Annotated in this window: 13 protein-coding genes; 9 read left to right on the top strand and 4 right to left on the bottom strand. The window is 46.4% G+C overall.

The genetic code is table 11. The features are described 5' to 3' along the window. The first annotated feature begins 49 nt into the window (after positions 1–49). The 9 genes from ABIE50_RS07075 (at position 50) to ABIE50_RS07035 (ending at position 10677) form a co-directional block, all read left to right on the top strand. Positions 50–1216: a hypothetical protein gene (locus ABIE50_RS07075; protein ID WP_209866778.1), complete on the top strand. Its 1167-nt coding sequence runs from the start codon at positions 50–52 to the stop codon at positions 1214–1216. Positions 1217–1467: 251 nt separating this feature from the next. After that, on the top strand, positions 1468–3585 hold the full coding sequence (locus ABIE50_RS07070) for a M48 family metalloprotease (RefSeq protein WP_209866777.1): 2118 nt from the start codon (positions 1468–1470) through the stop codon (positions 3583–3585). An 86-nt stretch (positions 3586–3671) separates the two neighbouring features. Further along, positions 3672–5669, top strand: a complete 1998-nt coding sequence (locus tag ABIE50_RS07065) for a DNA polymerase III subunit gamma/tau (RefSeq protein ID WP_209866775.1) — start codon at positions 3672–3674, stop codon at positions 5667–5669. Between the two features lie 118 nt (positions 5670–5787). Then, complete coding sequence (locus ABIE50_RS07060) at positions 5788–7434, top strand: pyruvate dehydrogenase complex dihydrolipoamide acetyltransferase (protein WP_209866773.1); 1647 nt, start codon at positions 5788–5790, stop codon at positions 7432–7434. Positions 7435–7631: 197 nt separating this feature from the next. Beyond that, entirely contained in the window at positions 7632–8138 is a 507-nt protein-coding gene (locus ABIE50_RS07055) for a GbsR/MarR family transcriptional regulator (protein WP_142683818.1), read from the top strand. A gap of 433 nt (positions 8139–8571) precedes the next feature. Next, a complete protein-coding gene (locus ABIE50_RS07050; protein ID WP_209866772.1) occupies positions 8572–8949 on the top strand; it encodes a CoA-binding protein in 378 nt (125 codons plus the stop codon). Between the two features lie 206 nt (positions 8950–9155). Then, entirely contained in the window at positions 9156–9629 is a 474-nt protein-coding gene (locus ABIE50_RS07045; protein ID WP_079470056.1) for a ribonuclease H-like YkuK family protein, read from the top strand. A gap of 151 nt (positions 9630–9780) precedes the next feature. Then, a complete protein-coding gene (locus ABIE50_RS07040; protein ID WP_209866770.1) occupies positions 9781–10254 on the top strand; it encodes a hypothetical protein in 474 nt (157 codons plus the stop codon). A gap of 48 nt (positions 10255–10302) precedes the next feature. Further along, on the top strand, positions 10303–10677 hold the full coding sequence (locus ABIE50_RS07035) for a hypothetical protein (protein WP_209866769.1): 375 nt from the start codon (positions 10303–10305) through the stop codon (positions 10675–10677). A 62-nt stretch (positions 10678–10739) separates the two neighbouring features. On the opposite strand, the gene ABIE50_RS07030 is transcribed toward ABIE50_RS07035, so the two are convergent. From ABIE50_RS07030 to ABIE50_RS07015, 4 genes are read right to left on the bottom strand one after another with little or no spacing between them, the layout of a single operon-like run. Further along, positions 10740–12299, bottom strand: coding sequence for a SusD/RagB family nutrient-binding outer membrane lipoprotein (locus ABIE50_RS07030; protein WP_209866767.1), 1560 nt, complete (start codon positions 12297–12299; stop codon positions 10740–10742). A gap of 26 nt (positions 12300–12325) precedes the next feature. Continuing rightward, positions 12326–15358 (bottom strand): SusC/RagA family TonB-linked outer membrane protein, encoded by a 3033-nt coding sequence (locus ABIE50_RS07025; protein ID WP_354027906.1) that lies wholly within the window; start codon positions 15356–15358, stop codon positions 12326–12328. Beyond that, the gene (locus ABIE50_RS07020; protein WP_354027905.1) at positions 15333–15677 is read right to left on the bottom strand and encodes a hypothetical protein; all 345 of its coding nucleotides are present in this window, start codon (positions 15675–15677) and stop codon (positions 15333–15335) included. Before ABIE50_RS07020 ends, ABIE50_RS07025 begins: the two co-directional genes overlap by 26 nt. Positions 15678–15696: 19 nt before the next feature. Continuing rightward, entirely contained in the window at positions 15697–16674 is a 978-nt protein-coding gene (locus ABIE50_RS07015) for a FecR family protein (RefSeq protein WP_209866764.1), read from the bottom strand. Positions 16675–16700: the final 26 nt, after the last annotated feature.

The raw sequence follows: 16700 nt of genomic DNA, 5'->3' as shown, positions 1-16700 counted from the left end.
GAAAAAATAATGCCAATGCATTTTTATTACATTTGTATAAACGGTTTCAATGCAATTGATTATTGTAAATGACGAACGGACAGCCCGGCAATTTCTCGACGTGCATGTGGAATTAAACAAGAATGTACCCGGATGGATAAGGCCGCTGGATAAGGATATTAACAGTGTTTTTGATCCTGAAAAGAACAAGGCATTCCGTCATGGTGAATGCATCAGATGGATTTTAAAAGATGACAAAGGCAGGTTAGCCGGCAGGATTGCCGCTTTTGTTAATAAAAAATATAAGACCAAAGGAGACGAATGCCTGGTAGGTGGCGTGGGTTTCTTTGATTGTATAGATCAGCAGGAAGCCGCCAACCTGCTTTTTGATACTGCCAGGCAGTGGTTGCAGGAAAGAGGGATGGGCGCGATGGATGGCCCCATCAATTTCGGGGAACGGAATAACTGGTGGGGGTTGCTCACAGAAGGGTTTCATGAGCCATTATACTGCATGAACTTCAATCCTCCCTACTATATACGTTTATTTGAGGAGTACGGCTTCCAGCTTTTTTTCAACCAGATCTGTTACGGAATGAAGGTAAGCGATCAGCTGCAACCGAAATTTTTCAGCCGGCATGCTGCAATTAAAGCGGATCCTGCATTCAGGGCGGTGCATATCCGTAAAAACGAACTACCGCGTTTTGCAGAAGCCTTTAGCATCGTATACAACAAGGCATGGGCACAGCATATGGGTGGTAAGGAAATGGCAAAAGGACAGGCTTTGGTATTGTTTAAACAGATGAAGCCACTGCTGGATGAAAAAATTGCCTGGTTTGTTTACTATAACGAAGATCCCATTGCTATCTGGCTGAACCTACCGGATCTGAACCAGTATATTAAGCATATGAACGGCAGGTTTGGTTTGTTACAAAAGCTGAAATTCCTGTGGCTGAAACAAACCGGCTACTGCAAAAAGATGGTAGGGATTATATTTGGTATCATCCCTGAATTCCAGGGAAAGGGCGTAGATGCCTATATGATCGTGGAAGGCGCAAAATTAATCCAGGGCGGAAAGTCGAACTACGAAGAATATGAAATGCAATGGATCGGCGATTTTAATCCGAGAATGCAAAATGTGGCAGAAAGCCTCGGCGCTGTTCCTTCCCGCAGACTGGTCACCTACCGCTATTTATTTGACCGTACGGCTCCCTATAAAAGACACCCGATACTTGGATAAGAAGATAAGTATATTTTTAACAGTAAAAGGGTACTGTCTTCGGGCAGACAGTGCTCTTTCAGAGCATGTGGATCAATATATCAGCCATAATATAATATTAAAAAGTAATTGCTATGGATCCATTACAATAAGGGGGAATAATATGTCTCGTATCAATATCCGATATCCTTTGGGAGATGAATAATTTTATGATACTGTCTACATTTAAATCCCTTTTGCTGTTACGACCGCATCTAACCTGACATTTTGTTATGACCAACTTATACCCTGAGTGCCCTGATAACGCGGATCTGGCACTTATTGAGCCCACGTTATTATTTAGGCAACAAGTAATGAAAGCCATCAGCTACGTTGTGTTGTTCTTTATTCTCTACGTGGTATTATTATTTGCAGCCATCGCCCTGGCTGTTGCCTGCATATGGGGAGGGATCATGTTATTCCGTGCCTATCCGGCCTGGAGTACCGGCATCACCGGGTTCAGTTTTATTGTACTGGGTGGCATGGTCTTATTTTTTCTGATAAAATTTCTGTTTAACAAGCGTCCCCCAGTTAGTCCTTACCGTACACAGATCTTTCCGGATCATCATCCCCGTTTATTTGACTTTATTACGCGGCTGGTAAAAGATACGCGCATCAGTTTTCCTAAAAAGATATTCGTTGTACCCGACATGAATACCGCGGTGTTCTATCATTCGAGCTTCCTGAGTTTGTTCTGGCCGGCGGGAAAAAACCTGGAAATTGGTTTAGGGTTGATCAACAGCGTAAATGTGAGTGAGTTCAAAATGCTGCTGGCGCACGAATTTGCGCATTTTTCGCAGCGTAGTATGAAGCTTGGCAGCTATATCTATGCGCTGAACAAAATGTTATATAGCATGCTGTATGAAAATGACCGCTGGAATGAAATAGAACTGCGCTGGAGCAGGGGGAGCAGCCCGCTGAATTTTTTTGCGCACATTACTACAGGGATCCTGAACGGTATGCAATATGTATTGCGGAAAATATATGCTGTCATCAACCGGCAGTACCTGGAGCTGAGCGGGGAAATGGAGCACTATGCAGATACGGTAGCTGTAGGTCTTACCAGTACAGAAACAGCGGTAAGCGGTTTGCGAAGGCAGGAAATGGGCGGTTATTGCCTGGATCACTGTTTTCATAAATTACCGGACCTTGCAGAAAGGACACTCCGCTTTTCCAATATTTTTATGGCACAACGCGCCATGATCCGGTATCATGCCTCCCAGAACCACCTGGCATTGGATGCTGCCGGGCTGCCGGTTATTACCGACAATTATTTCCAGACATTTCTCAAGAGCCGGGTACAGCTGAGGGAACAATGGACCTCACATCTTTCGCGGGAAGCGCGGGAAGCGCATTATCTGGCAGCGGGGGTACAGTGCAAACCTGTGAGCACCAGCGCCTGGGACCTGTTTAACGAGCCGGAAAATATCCAGGAACAAATGACTTCACTGGTGTATAATTTTACGACGCATGCCGGTGAAGCGCCGCTTACTGAGATATCGCCGGCCACGTATATTGAAGAACTTTCTCACCGTCACCGGTTGTACGAGTATCCCAGGGCATTTAATGAGTACTATGATAACAGGGAGTTCGCCGGCATTAGCGGGGAGTTCACCCGGATGCTTACGCCCGCGGAAATAAAGACAGGTAGCTTCCAGGACCTCTATCATCCGGATAACATTACAAGAATGCGGGCTTTTTACCGCGACCGCCAGGATGCAGAAACCCTTCAGGCCATCAGCAATGGGCAGTTCCAGACCAGTTATTTTGAATTTGACGGGCAAAAATACAGCGCAGCACGCGCCAGGCAGCTGGCGAGGATGTTATCCACACATGTTGCCGCTGAAGAGATGTGGCTTCAGCAGCACGACCAGCAGGCGTTTCAATATCACTACAACATAGCTATGCAGCGCAGCCAGGCTACGGCCGTTCTGCTTATGGAAAAATACACAGAAATCCTGCAGTACCAGCAAGCCAGTCGGCAGCTGAATGAACAGGTGATACGGATCATTCATTGTATCAGCCTGTTGTTTAATTCCGGCGGACAAGAAATGGAATCGTTGCAGGCATTGTTTGATGAATTGTCGGCCGAGTGCTGGGGATTCCGGATGGTTATGGAAAACATCCGGCAGGGGAAGCTGTTTCTGAATTTCCCTGAAGACATGGAAGAAAGATTAAAGTGGTTCAATGAGCGTGATTGCACTTTTATGCAGGATATGGTACCGGATTATGCAGCCATCCAGGAGCTACATGAAATCAGTTCAGCCACGATGGAATATTTTAGCAACAGCATCATATTACTAAAAAAGTCATATCTGGAGTTTGTTTTATCATTGGAACCGGGAGAATAGACCCGTTAAAGCGCCGTTACTGCTGCGCATTTTTCTCTTACTGAATTTGTGCGTATTTTCGGCGCTCGCGAAAGCGTAGCACTCATATGGAGAATTTTATCGTTTCAGCCCGTAAATACCGTCCACAGAACTTTTCAACAGTAGTAGGACAGGCACATATTACCACCACACTCAAAAATGCCATCCGCAATAAACAGCTGGCACATGCCTTCCTGTTTTGCGGTCCGCGTGGAGTAGGGAAAACCACCTGTGCCCGTATCCTGGCTAAAACCATTAACTGCGAAAACCTGCAGCCGGATGGGGAAGCCTGTAATGAGTGTCATTCCTGCAAATCGTTTAATGAGGGCAGTTCATTCAACATTCATGAACTGGACGCTGCCTCCAATAACTCTGTAGATGACATCCGCACCCTGGTGGAACAGGTGCGCTTTGCGCCGCAGGCAGGAAAGTACAAGATCTATATCATAGATGAGGTACACATGCTCAGTTCCTCGGCTTTCAATGCTTTTCTTAAAACCCTGGAGGAGCCGCCGTCTTATGCGATCTTCATCCTGGCTACTACGGAAAAGCATAAAATATTGCCGACCATCCTGAGCCGTTGCCAGATCTTCGACTTCAAGCGTATTACCATACAGGATACGGTAGACCATTTGCAGGAGATATGTAATAAGGAGCATATCCAGGCAGAAGCTGATGCCCTGCACCTGGTAGCGCAGAAAACCGACGGGTGTATGCGTGATTCCCTGAGTACGCTGGATAAGATCGTAAGTTTTACAAGCGGGCATCTTACCTACCAGAATACCCTGGAACATCTCAATATCCTTGATTACGATTATTTTTTCCGGGTAATGACGGCTGTGTTGCAACAGGACGTAGCCAATGCCCTGCTGATATTTGATGAAATTTTACAGAAGGGTTTTGAAGGAGATAATTTTCTGAACGGATGGGCGGAATTTTTACGTAACCTGTTGTTATGTAAAGAAGATAAGGCCCTTCACCTGGTAGAGGTTTCCGGTAACCTGAAAGAGCGTTATAAACAGCTGTCGGGCCAGGTAAGCCCCGCTTACCTGATCACCGCCCTGCACCTGCTGAATGAAACCGAGATCAATTACCGCATGGCACGTAATAAGCGTTTGCATGTGGAAATGGCCCTGATCAGGCTGTGTTTCCTGCAACAGGCTGTAACGCTGGTGAGTGACGACAGCAACGGGGAGGTCTCAAAAAAAAAGCTGGTAGCTGATGGCTCTCCGCCGCAAAAACTGCGGGCACCTGTTGCCCAGCCCCAGCCGGTAACCGCTAAAACCATTACCGGTATTCCGGCCACTACAGAAAGCATTGCAGCAGCAGGCCCCCGTTTAACGGTAGACATACCGGTGGCAGCACCGGTGCAAAAAACACCGGTACAAACTCCGCCGGTTCAGGCTGCGCCGGTTGCCCAAACGCCGCCACCGGCCCCTGTGCCCGCTACACCTTCTTCCAATGGAAATACGGGAGTGATTAATACGCCTGCTATGGCGCCTTCCGCTAGTATACCCGCTACCAGTTCACCGGGAACAGCTCAGGCCACGGCTCCTGTGGCCTCCCCTGCTGCCGGGACTTCCGGTTCAGCAGCCGCCACGGCCCCGGCAGGCAAACTGACCGGGCTTGCCGCTATGAAAGAGGCAATGGCTGCCAAACAGCAGGGCACCACCCAGGTGCAATCCACCCCTATTACCATGGGAGCTATCCATGTGTACTGGGAAGAATTTATTGATCTGTACCGGCAGGCCAACAAAATGACGGTGGTAAGCAATTTGCAGCTGGCCCAGCTGAAGCTACTGGGTATTGCCGAAGTAGGAATAGTAAGCCGGAACATTGTACAGTTCCGGTTTATGGAAGAAGAAAAGCTGGTGATTGCAGAGTTCCTGAAGAAGAAATTCAACAATCCCGCCATTGTGCTCACCCTGCAGCTGGATGAAAGCCAACAGGTACAGGATATTGGTCCGGCCCCGCTTTCCAGCCGGGAGCAGTTCCAGCAGATGGCAGAGAAATACCCGTTGGTAAAAGAGCTGAAAGACCGGCTTAACATGGAATTGGATTTCTAGCGTACATACGCTGATTAAATATTAAGGATAGACAGACATTTTTAAACAGTTTACAATTCCTTCTTTGCGTTTTTGCGCAAAAACATGTAGGTTTGAACAAAATTTTGAATAAAGCACTATGGCAGAAGTTATCAGAATGCCCCTTTTGAGTGATACGATGACGGAAGGGGTGATTGCGGAATGGCATAAAAAGGTGGGCGATACAGTAAAAGCAGACGATGTTATAGCTGAAGTGGAAACAGACAAGGCTACTATGGAAGTGATGGGTTATGTAGAAGGAACCCTCCTTTATATAGGTGTTGAGAAAGGGAAAGCAGCTAAGGTAAACGGGATCATTGCCATTGTAGGTAAACCTGGAGAAGATTACAGCTCCCTGCTGGAAGGCGAAGGTAAAAAAGATGCTGCCGCTCCTGCACCCGCTGCCGCCGCACCGGCGCCTGCTCCACAGGCTGCTCCGGCCGCTGCCGCTCCGGCTGATGATGCTGCATTAAAAGAAGCACTGAAAAATGCTACTGTTATCCGGATGCCGCTCCTGAGCGATACCATGACAGAAGGTAAAATAGTTGCCTGGAATAAAAAAGTAGGCGACGTTGTAAAAAGCGATGATGTACTGGCTGAAGTGGAAACTGATAAAGCGACCATGGAAGTTATAGGCTATGCCGACGGTACTTTATTATACATAGGTGTAAAAGAAGGCGATGCCGCCAAAGTGAATGGTATTATAGCCATTGTGGGTAAAGCGGGTACTAATGTAGACGCGATCCTGGCAGCTGAAGGCGCAGCCCCCGCTGCACCAGCCCAGGCTGCATCCGCTCCGGCCCCTTCCCAGAACGGTACTCCTGCTCCGGCGCCAGCCCAGGCCCCCGCTGCAACTGCCACTACTGATGGCCGCGTAAAAGCGTCCCCGCTGGCAAAGAAACTGGCAGAAGAGAAAGGTATTGATATCAGCCAGGTTCCGGGTTCCGGCGATGGTGGCCGTATCATCAAAAAAGATGTGGATAGCTATGTTCCTGCTGCCAAAGCGGCTCCTGCTGCACAAGCCGGTACAGCGCCAGCTGCTCCGGCCTTTGTACCTGCCGGCCAGGAAGGCTTCAAAGATATTCCGCTGACCAAAATGCGCCAGACGATTGCCAGACGCCTCAGCGAAAGCAAATTCAGTGCGCCTCACTTCTATCTGAAAATAGATGTGAATATGGATAAGGCGATAGAAGCCCGTAAATCCATCAACGAAATTTCCCCTGTTAAGATTTCCTTCAATGATATGGTGATCAAGGCCGCTGCCATGGCACTGCGTCAGCATCCTGCCGTGAACAGCAGCTGGATGGGCGACTTTATCCGCGAAAACCAGCACATACATATTGGTTCTGCGGTAGCCATTGAAGAAGGCCTGATAGTACCGGTGATCCGCTTTGCAGATCAGAAAACACTGAGCCAGATTGCCAGTGATGCAAAGGGCCTGTACGATAAAGCCAAAAACAAGAAACTGCAACCACAGGAATTCAGCGGTAATACTTTCAGCATCTCCAACCTGGGTATGCTGGGCATCGACGAATTCACTGCGATCATTAACCCGCCGGATTCAGCGATCCTCGCGGTTGGTAACATCACAGAAACTGCGGTAGTGGAAAAAGGCCAGATAAAAACTGCCAACATTATGAAACTGACCCTGAGCTGCGACCACAGAAGCGTGGATGGAGCTGTAGGCGCCCGCTTCCTGGCTACCCTGAAAGGTTTCCTGGAAAACCCGGTGACCATGCTGGTATAAAAAATTGTAATAGCTATACGAAAGGCGGAGTGAATACTCCGCCTTTTTTGTGCCCTGAACAACGGGAATATCATTGATGCCTACCGCTGATCGCCCCGTCATTCACCGGTAAAATGTTTCATTATATTTTGAAAGTTCAAAAACCTGGTATACATTTGATCCTGTAAACCGTCAAACGCTATAAAATAACGACCTACATGAATTTAGTGGAAGCAAAAGCGCAGTTTATCCAAACATGGGGCTCTTTGGGCGCCCAATGGGGCATTAACCGTACAATGGCCCAGATTCACGCTTTATTGCTGGTAATGCCTGATCCCTTAAGTGCCGATGATATCATGGAGGAACTGAACATCTCCCGGGGAAATACCAATATGAATGTGCGGGAACTGATTAACTGGGGCCTGGTAGAACGTATCCTGATCCCGGGGGAAAGAAAGGAGTTCTTTGTAGCAGAAAAAGATATCTGGAAAGTAGCTACCTATATAGCCCGTGAAAGAAAGAAACGCGAGCTGGATCCCATTATGAAAGTGCTGTTACAGCTGCAGCAGGCAGAGGGTGATCCCAAAGACAAAGAAATGAAAGCCTTTAAGGATTCCATCTCCAACATCACCAAATTTGCGCAGCAAACAGATAAAACCATCGGCGCATTTATCAAATCAGAAGAAAGCTGGTTCTATAGCAGCCTGCTAAAGCTGATCAAATAATATTTGGAAATATATTTCCATTTCTCCGAAAATCCGGAATACCAAAAAGATGAAACCGTTTTACATAGCAGACGGTATTATCCAGGGAATACTGACAGTGATTTGCACAGTCGATATTTACCCTTTTACTATGCAATGTGGCACTGTTTGTATTACTGGTCCGGGCAAGAGAAGTGGCTGCCTATCCATACACCTGCATGTACAGATGTTTTGCAGGGGTTTGCTGCAATCAGTACGTTTCTCCTTCTTCCGGGACTGATACTTGGCAATAACCGTGTTAGCTATACGAAGAAGCATTATTGCCTTACGGGAAAAAGCGGTTCCCCTTCAGTTGTAATCACCCTCCCGTCTATACGAAAACAGCCATATCAGCGTTTCCCCTGTAAAAGCCCGGAGCGCTTATCACCTGCCCTGAATTTCGTAAATTAGCAGTATGGAAACCAATAATGATAAAAAGCTCACCGTGGTACTGGGCGCATCGCCTAACCCGGAAAGATACAGCCACCTGGCCGTGAACCGGCTGAAGGCCAAAGGGCACCCGGTAGTAGCGATCGGAAAACGTGCGGCTGCCATTGGTGATACGCCGATAATCACCGAACATCCGCCGCTTGAAAAAGTAGATACTGTGACCATGTACCTGAACCCGCTGGCACAGAAAGAATATTACGACTATATATTACAGTTGCAGCCCAACCGCATTATCTTCAATCCAGGTGCAGAAAACCCGGAGCTGGAAGATATTGCCCGGCAGCATAATATCCGTCCGGTTGAGGCATGTACCCTTGTAATGCTCAGCACGGGACAATTCTAGCCCTCCTCCACTCTGGATCTTCTTGTTTTTTTTAATATATAGCTGTTGGTTATTGCTAACAGCTTTTTCGTATATTCGTATATATTGCTGTTATCCCCGATGAACGCATTCCATATTGTTGACCCAATTAGCGCATGGCATTACTTCAGCAGGCAGGCATTATAGCATAACCCAATTACGCATGTTCACCCTTAATATATACATGTATGCAATGGAGAAGATTTAATGGAGAGGTTATCCACCTTCCGGTAAAGGAAGAAGTACGACAAGCCATCGTCCGCGAAACCGCAAAGGGATTCCGGCTGAAAGTGTGCATCGGAACCGATTCCCAGGTAAAAGGAGTAGATACGGAATTCGCCACTGTGATCGTATTCCTCCGTGAAGGTCATGGCGGATTTATGTTTATTCACAATGAAAAAACCAAAGACCGCTATTCTATCAAAGAGCGCATGCTGGTAGAAGTAGCCAAGAGTATTGAAATTGCGTATGAACTGTGCGACCTGTTTACAGAATATGATGTAGACATGGAAGTGCACGCAGACATCAATACCAACCCTCAGTTCAAAAGCAACCTGGCGCTGCGGGAAGCAATGGGCTATATCCTGGGGATGGGCTTTGCCTTTAAAGCCAAACCCGAAGCCTTTGCCAGCAGCAGCTGCGCCAATAAGATAGTGAACTAAGGCGCCCCGTTTTTTGTACCTCTCTCCAATTTTTTGACGTGCTACCACGTCAGGTGGCGTTTTCTCCCCTTATCAAGCTATACAATCCCCTCTTTCCATTGTAACTTTTCGCTGGTTTCTACGCTATACATTCAATAAACACCCATTCTATATGATACTACCAAAATCATTGGCAGCCGTATTGCTGCTGGCGTCTCTCTGCGCGCTTTCCTGCAAAAAAGATATGGTGGAAGCACCTGATACCACCTCATTGTTTGTTTTTGACGGAGGCTGGAGCGTTCCCAATGTGGAAAGCCAAACCCTGCAAATCACAGCAAATGGCAGCTACGTGATTACTCAAAAAAACAATGAGAAAAGCACCAGGGAATTGCCCCGTAATGTGCATGACAGCCTGAAGCCTTATCTAAACAGCTTTCCAAGAACAGCTATCAAAGCCGATCCAAATATTTACTCTTCGCGTGGCGCAACTGATGCTCCTTACCGGGCATTTATATATGTACAAAAAAATCCAACAGACAGCACTGAAATTTATTTAGATATACCCCTTGGACCAGTCCCTGCTTATTTTGCAGATTTTGAAAAAAAGATCAATCAAACGATCATCAACAATAAAATATTTAACTGATCACACTATCTGGAAATTGTTGTTTTAATAACATCCAAATCTCCTGTTATGAAATTTTATTATTTCCTCCCTGTCCTGTTTTTAATAACTGTTTTTTCTGCCTGTAAAAAGAAAGACGCTCCTCTGCTTACTTCCGTAGAAGGAAAATGGCGGCTGGCAAAAGTTGAAGGATGTTTCAGCGGACAAGGCGCAGCTGTTACCAATAAGCAGGAAATAGTTTTCCATGGCAATCAGTATACATTATTTGTCAATGACGTAAAAGAAAACGCCGACACGTTTCATATTAAGCAGGTTAACAACGAAACTGTGCTGACAATCGGCGAAAGCAATCAGTTCTTCGTCACTTTTAAAAGCGATGCGATCATTCTAACCCCCAATCTTTCAGATGCCTGCATAATGACGTATGGTAAAGTAGCTTACTGATGAAAAAATTATTATTAAGAAGGGGGATGAAAACGAATATCGCTTTCATCCCCCTTCTTGCTTTAATCTTTCAATAACCACATCACGCTGTTCACATTATCGCTGCCACTGAACTGCCGCTGGATAGCATTGTTGAGATTCGCATTGTTATAGCTCAGCTCATTATCAGGGTAAAGCCATCTTACGGGAAACTGCGTGGCAGGCGTATTCAGGTTAGTGGTTGCATTCAGTTTGAATACAGGATAACCTGTTCTTCTCTGCTCGTACCAGGCATTGTAGTTTGCTCCCTGCAGGAACCCTGCGAGATATTTTTGTGTAATGATCTGCGACAACTGCTGCTGCATACTGCCCGTGAGCGCCACCGATGTTACGTAGCCCTGGATATAACTGTCGTCCATTTTCATATTGTGATGATAGTCTTCTACATCCGGTGTATATGCTGCTGTAAATTTCATGGAATTAGTGATGCCGGCTGCATAATAGTTTTGCGCAGGTGTGCCGGTAATCCATCCGCGCAGCGCTGCTTCTGCCAATACAAACTGTAATTCGGAATAGCTGAAAACACTTACCGGTTCTGCATTTACCAGGTTCACATAGCGGTTGTTCAGATCGGAATAATCTTTAGACAACCGAACAGATTGCAAAGCAGGAAACGCATCAGACGGTTCTGCGCCTACATAGGCATCATAATCATCTGCCGTTTTACCTGCTGCAATTTTAACTGGCGAAGGTTTGGCATAGTAAAACAAACGACGATCATGCAATGCCTTCAGCGGATCTATCAGCGTGGCAGTAAGCATGGTGTAATTGGATTTCACAAAGGAGTTACCTGAACCAGCCGGTACATCAGACCAGGGATAGTTTTGCCCGGCTGCAGCGGTATAGGTGAGCGCAAAATTATCTGCATAGGAACGCATCAGCGGTCTGTTGGCCACTATATCTTTAAACCGTTCTATAACTTTCAGATCCGCATCAGTTGTTTTCCTGTACAGGTTCATCAGCACATGTAATTCGAAGCTGTTGGCCAGCCGGCGCCAGTTATCTACTTTACCGTTATAAACAGGATCGCCGCTAAAGTCGTTACCCTCTGCAAAAAGCAGGTTAGCGCTATCCAGTTCATTCAGTATACCGAGGAACACTGCTTTCTGTGTATCATACTCAGGTTGAATAAGATTCTCAGACTCTCCTTTTACTGCTTGTGAATAAGGAATATCGCCTACCTGTATGGTGGTCTGAAAAAATTGCCAGGCCCTGATAAAATGTCCCAAGGCATTATAGGATTTCCGGAGTTGTTCATCCGGCGCATAACCTATCATGGGTGGTACGTTACGCAGCAATGCGATCCGGTTAAAATTGGTTCTGCCCAACCGGTTATACTGGAAGCTCTCCTGTCCTTCTCCCCAGGTAAGATATTTGCCCAGCAGGTAAGGCTGCATAAAGCTTTTGGTGGTACTGATATCAGACCTGGTAATGCTCAGGATCATATTGGTGGCCAGCATAGCGGAGCTCACCTGTGTGGTTTTATTGGGGTTGGTATTGATCTTGTCAAATTTTGAGCAGCCTGCAGTCAACGCGGCTGTAAAGGATACTGCCAGTATATATTTCAATGAATTATTTTTCATGAGATTTATTTTGATGTTGAAAGATATCAGAACCCTACTCTGAAATTGATACCCAGCATCCGTTGCGATGGCGAGTTCAGGTTTTCATCATCCACATCGGGATCTGAAAATTTGAAAGCGGTGAATAGGAACAGGTTCTGTGCAGTGAGTGAAACAGATGCATTTTTTATACCGCTCTTCGCCAGCATAGTGACAGGAAACCGGTATCCAACGGATATTTCACGCACCTTTACAAAGGTTTTCTTTTGCACGCCATAATCACCGCCTCTGAAGTTCTGTGCATAGTTCTGGTAAGATACTTCGGTATCGTTTACGGCATACTTACGGGTATCACTGGTAATGTTGCCGAAGTTATCGTAAGTCACGCTTCCTGAAGTAACCTTTACACCCTGTCCTACATAGTTGGTAAGACCGTTTACTACTTCATCATAACGGTACTGGTTATCGGATTCAGGATTGGTGCCGGAGTCCCACATTTTATCATAGATATAGTTGTACATCAATCCGCCGATACGGCCATCTATATTGAGTGATGCGGTAAAATTCTTATAGGAGAAGGTGTTGATAAAACCGAAGCTGAAATCCGGATCACTGTAACCGTACTTTTTCTTGTAATCGCTTTTCACGGGATAGCCGCTGTTGTGTATTACATTGCCATCCGGATCTCTCAGCCAGTAATAATCTGTATAGGTATCCAGTCTTTCCTTTTTCTTCACCCAGGGGCTTTGCGCGGAGTATACAGGATCGAGGTCTACATAATAACGGTGTTGGTTGGACCAGTTGATGGTAGATAACCATTGAAAATCTTTCTTCTTCATTATAGTACCGCCAACAGTAATTTCCAGGCCTTTCCTTACATAGGTTTCAGATGTATTTACCAGTGTGCTGAGGAAGCCCGAGGAGCTGGGAATAGAAACGGAAGTTTGCCGGTTGTAATAATACTTATTAAAATAGGCAACGTCTATATTCAGGCGCTTTTTAAACAGGTAAGCGACAGTACCAATTTCCCAGGTGCGTTGTGAACTGGGCAGCAGGTTTATGCCCAGCAGATTGCTGGGATAACTGGCGGAATTGGTGCCATTCCAGGCGCCCGTAACAGTAGAGTACAGGCGGTTGATGTCGTACACATCTGCGGGAGTTTTAAACGTGGCCCAGGAACCGCGTATTTTCCACATGTCAGTAAATGCAGGCATCTTAAATAACTCAGACAATACCACACTGGAACCAACGGACGGATAAAAATATGCCCTGTTGTCTGCCGGTTGTGCAGAGTTCCAGTCGTTACGCCCTGTAGCGTCAATAAACACTGTATTACGCCAGCTTACAGCAGCTCTTCCATACAAACTGTTCACCTGCCTGCTGTTATAGGCGGGCGTGAAGGTAGGCGGTTCTACAGAGCCGTTGAGCGAAAAGAAAGTAGGGCTTGTTAACCCGTTTTTCGTGGAGGCTTTCAGTCCTTCATCCACCCAGTAATAAATAGTTCCGCCCACCATTGCTTCGAAGTTCCAGTCGCCCGCCTTTTTATTGTAACTAAGCATGGCATCATCGTTGGTGCTCCAGCCCCAGGTATTATTGATACTGTATAATCCCCGGGCATTCCATCCGCCGCGGGTAGAATAGATATTGGCGGTTGGGTTGGTAAAGGTCTCTTTGTTGTTGTAAACATCATAACCGATGCGCACCAGCAGGTTCAGATCCGGGGTGAATTTATAATTGGCGGTAAGACTTGCATTGGTAGTATTCTGCTGAATGGCATCCAGTTTTTCGTAGGCAATGAGGTAGGGATTATCGTACCAATTGGTGTACATCCAGTTCTGCGTCTGATTGGGAGTTTTCCAGTAATCGCGGTACTGGCGGATATCGTATTCGGGGCCGGTCCACATGGTGAGCTGGTAAATATATCCCTGGTTACCATAGCCGGTTCCCCATATCTGTGGGGCCATCCGCTTGCTTACGCCCATATGTCCTTCGAGGCTGAATTTTTCGGAAGCCTTCAATTCTCCGCCCAGGGTGAAATTATACATATTCAGTTTGGCATTGGGGAACTGTCCTTTATTGTAAATATGGTTCAGGGAAGCGCGGAAGCTGCCGTATTTACCACTTTGAGACACGTTGATGTTGTTATTGGTAACAATGCCCAGTTCCATAAAATTCTTCAGGTTATCTTTGCCTATGGAGTTCAGCGGCCTGTTGTCTTCAAACTGTTTGGTAACCGGATTCCAGTCCCTGGCCGTATTTCCTGCATCCAGCCTGGGCCCCCATACATAGTCGTTATCAATTTTCCCGTTCTGACCACGGCCGTAAGAAGTTTGTGATTTAGGTATGGCAAGGAAGCCGCTCTGGAACATGGTATTGCTGTTCACGTTTACAGATAACCCTGTACCTGTTCCCTTTTTTGTGGTGATGAGGATTACGCCACCGGCAGCCCTGGAGCCATATAATGCCGAGGCAGTGGGCCCTTTGAGGATATCGAGGCTTTCTATATCATCTGTAGGAATATCGCGTAAAGTCATATTACCATAGGGTACACCATCTACTACCAGTAAAGCGCTTTCCCCTCTTAGTTCAATAGTAGGTTTCGCAAAAAATTCCGTGGAGTTCTTGATCACAAGGCCGGATACCTGGCCGGTAAGGGAAGTAGCTATATCTACTCCTTTCACGGTTTGTACCGCTTCTCCTTTTACCCGTTGCACAGCGTATCCCAGGGCTTTTTCCTGGCGTTTGATACCGAGCGCAGTAACCACCACCTGGTCAATACTGATGGCCTGATCGCTGAGCACAATGTGAACAGACTGTTCTCCTTTCACGGTATATTCTTTTGGCGTATAGCCCATGAAGCTGAACAACAGTACATCGCCATCATTTACATTATCGATGGAAAAATTGCCGTCTTTATCTGTAATTGCGGCTTTGGAAGTACCTTTCACCTGAACAATAACGCCTGGCAATGCATTACCCAGAGAATCCCTTACCGAACCTTTAATACTTTGCAATGGCGCGGTGTTAGCGGCTGCAGCCTGTACGGACTTTGCATCAGTGGCATCTTCCGCTTTTACCACGTATAGTTTTCCGTTGATTTTCCTGCATACCAATCCAAGCGCGCGCCATACACTTGTTAAGGTTACTTTCAATATTATCCGCCTGGAAGGTATTTGTGTTTGGCAGGAGCACATTTTTTCCTTTCAGCAGGTTGGTGTTGTAACTAAAGCGTACATCAAATTTTGCTTCCAGTTCATTGATCACGGTAATAAGTGGTACAGCGTTTACTTTGTTTTCAGGGGTACCCGCTTTTAATTTCTGTGCTTCTGACCATTGCAAACAGCATAGCAAAGCGGTGACCATTATCAGTAGGGTACTGATTGATTTAACTCTTTTCATAACTAAGTTTTGGTTGTCTCTAAAGGATTTTTTTGTTGCTTACACGGATGATTCTGTGTTGTAAAATGAATTTTAAATTAAAGGACTGTTCTATCGTAGCAATGGCCTGTTGCAGGTTATCAGACGGTATGTAACCTGTAAACAGTAATTCTTCTGTTTCTTCCTGATCAAATGTTATTTCATAGTCATATTGTTCACCGAGTTTTTGCATCACTGTTCTCAGGGGTTCTCCTTTGAATGCCATCAGGTTGTATCTCCAGGATGTCTGGAAGAGGGTATCTACTTTCAGCCTGGTGAGCATTCTGGTACTTGCGCTGTAATCGGCCATTTCACCGGGATGTAGCTGCAGTGCGTCTCCTGTGCTGGTGTTAACTTTTACGCTTCCTTCGTTCAGCACTACCGCAGCGTTGTTGTCTATGCTGCTCACATTAAAGGCAGTGCCCAGTACATTTACATCGATACCACTGGCAGTATGTACTACAAACGGATTACCAGCCTGGTGCATCACGGTAAAGAAGGCTTCTCCTTTCAGCCATACTTCCCTGCGTTTATTTTTACCGGGAGATGTGCTTACGGTGAGGCTGCTGCGCTGGTTAAGATTTATCACGGTACCATCCTCCAGCCGTATGATCTGCACCTGGCGGGTGTTATTCGCAAAGTGGCGTTTATCTTTATCCCTGTAAAAGAACAATACGAGGGCTGCCAGGCCAACAAGCGGTACCAGGGTCGCCGCCACCCTGAACGCGGTTCTTCTCCACAGCGGGATCACCGGTTTGGATGGTGTATGCTGCATAATGGCGGTGAAAACCCGGTTGGCTGTATCTGCCGGCATTACGGGCCAGTTTTCCTGCTGCAGTAAATCCTCCACCTCCGGCAAATACTCCGGCGCAGGGTTTTCCTGTAACCAGGCGAGAAGCTCCTGCCGCTCTTCCCGGGTACATTCCTTTTTGGTTAATTTAATAAAGAGAACCCTGATCCGTTCCTTACTTTCTTCCATTGTTCACGGTTGACATAACACTAATA

The sequence above is a fragment of the Chitinophaga sp. OAE865 genome (assembly GCF_040546735.1).
GTDB classification, from domain to species: domain Bacteria; phylum Bacteroidota; class Bacteroidia; order Chitinophagales; family Chitinophagaceae; genus Chitinophaga; species Chitinophaga polysaccharea_A.
Note: the sequence above shows the minus strand (reverse complement) of the source record. Positions and strands in the feature narration are given on the sequence as shown.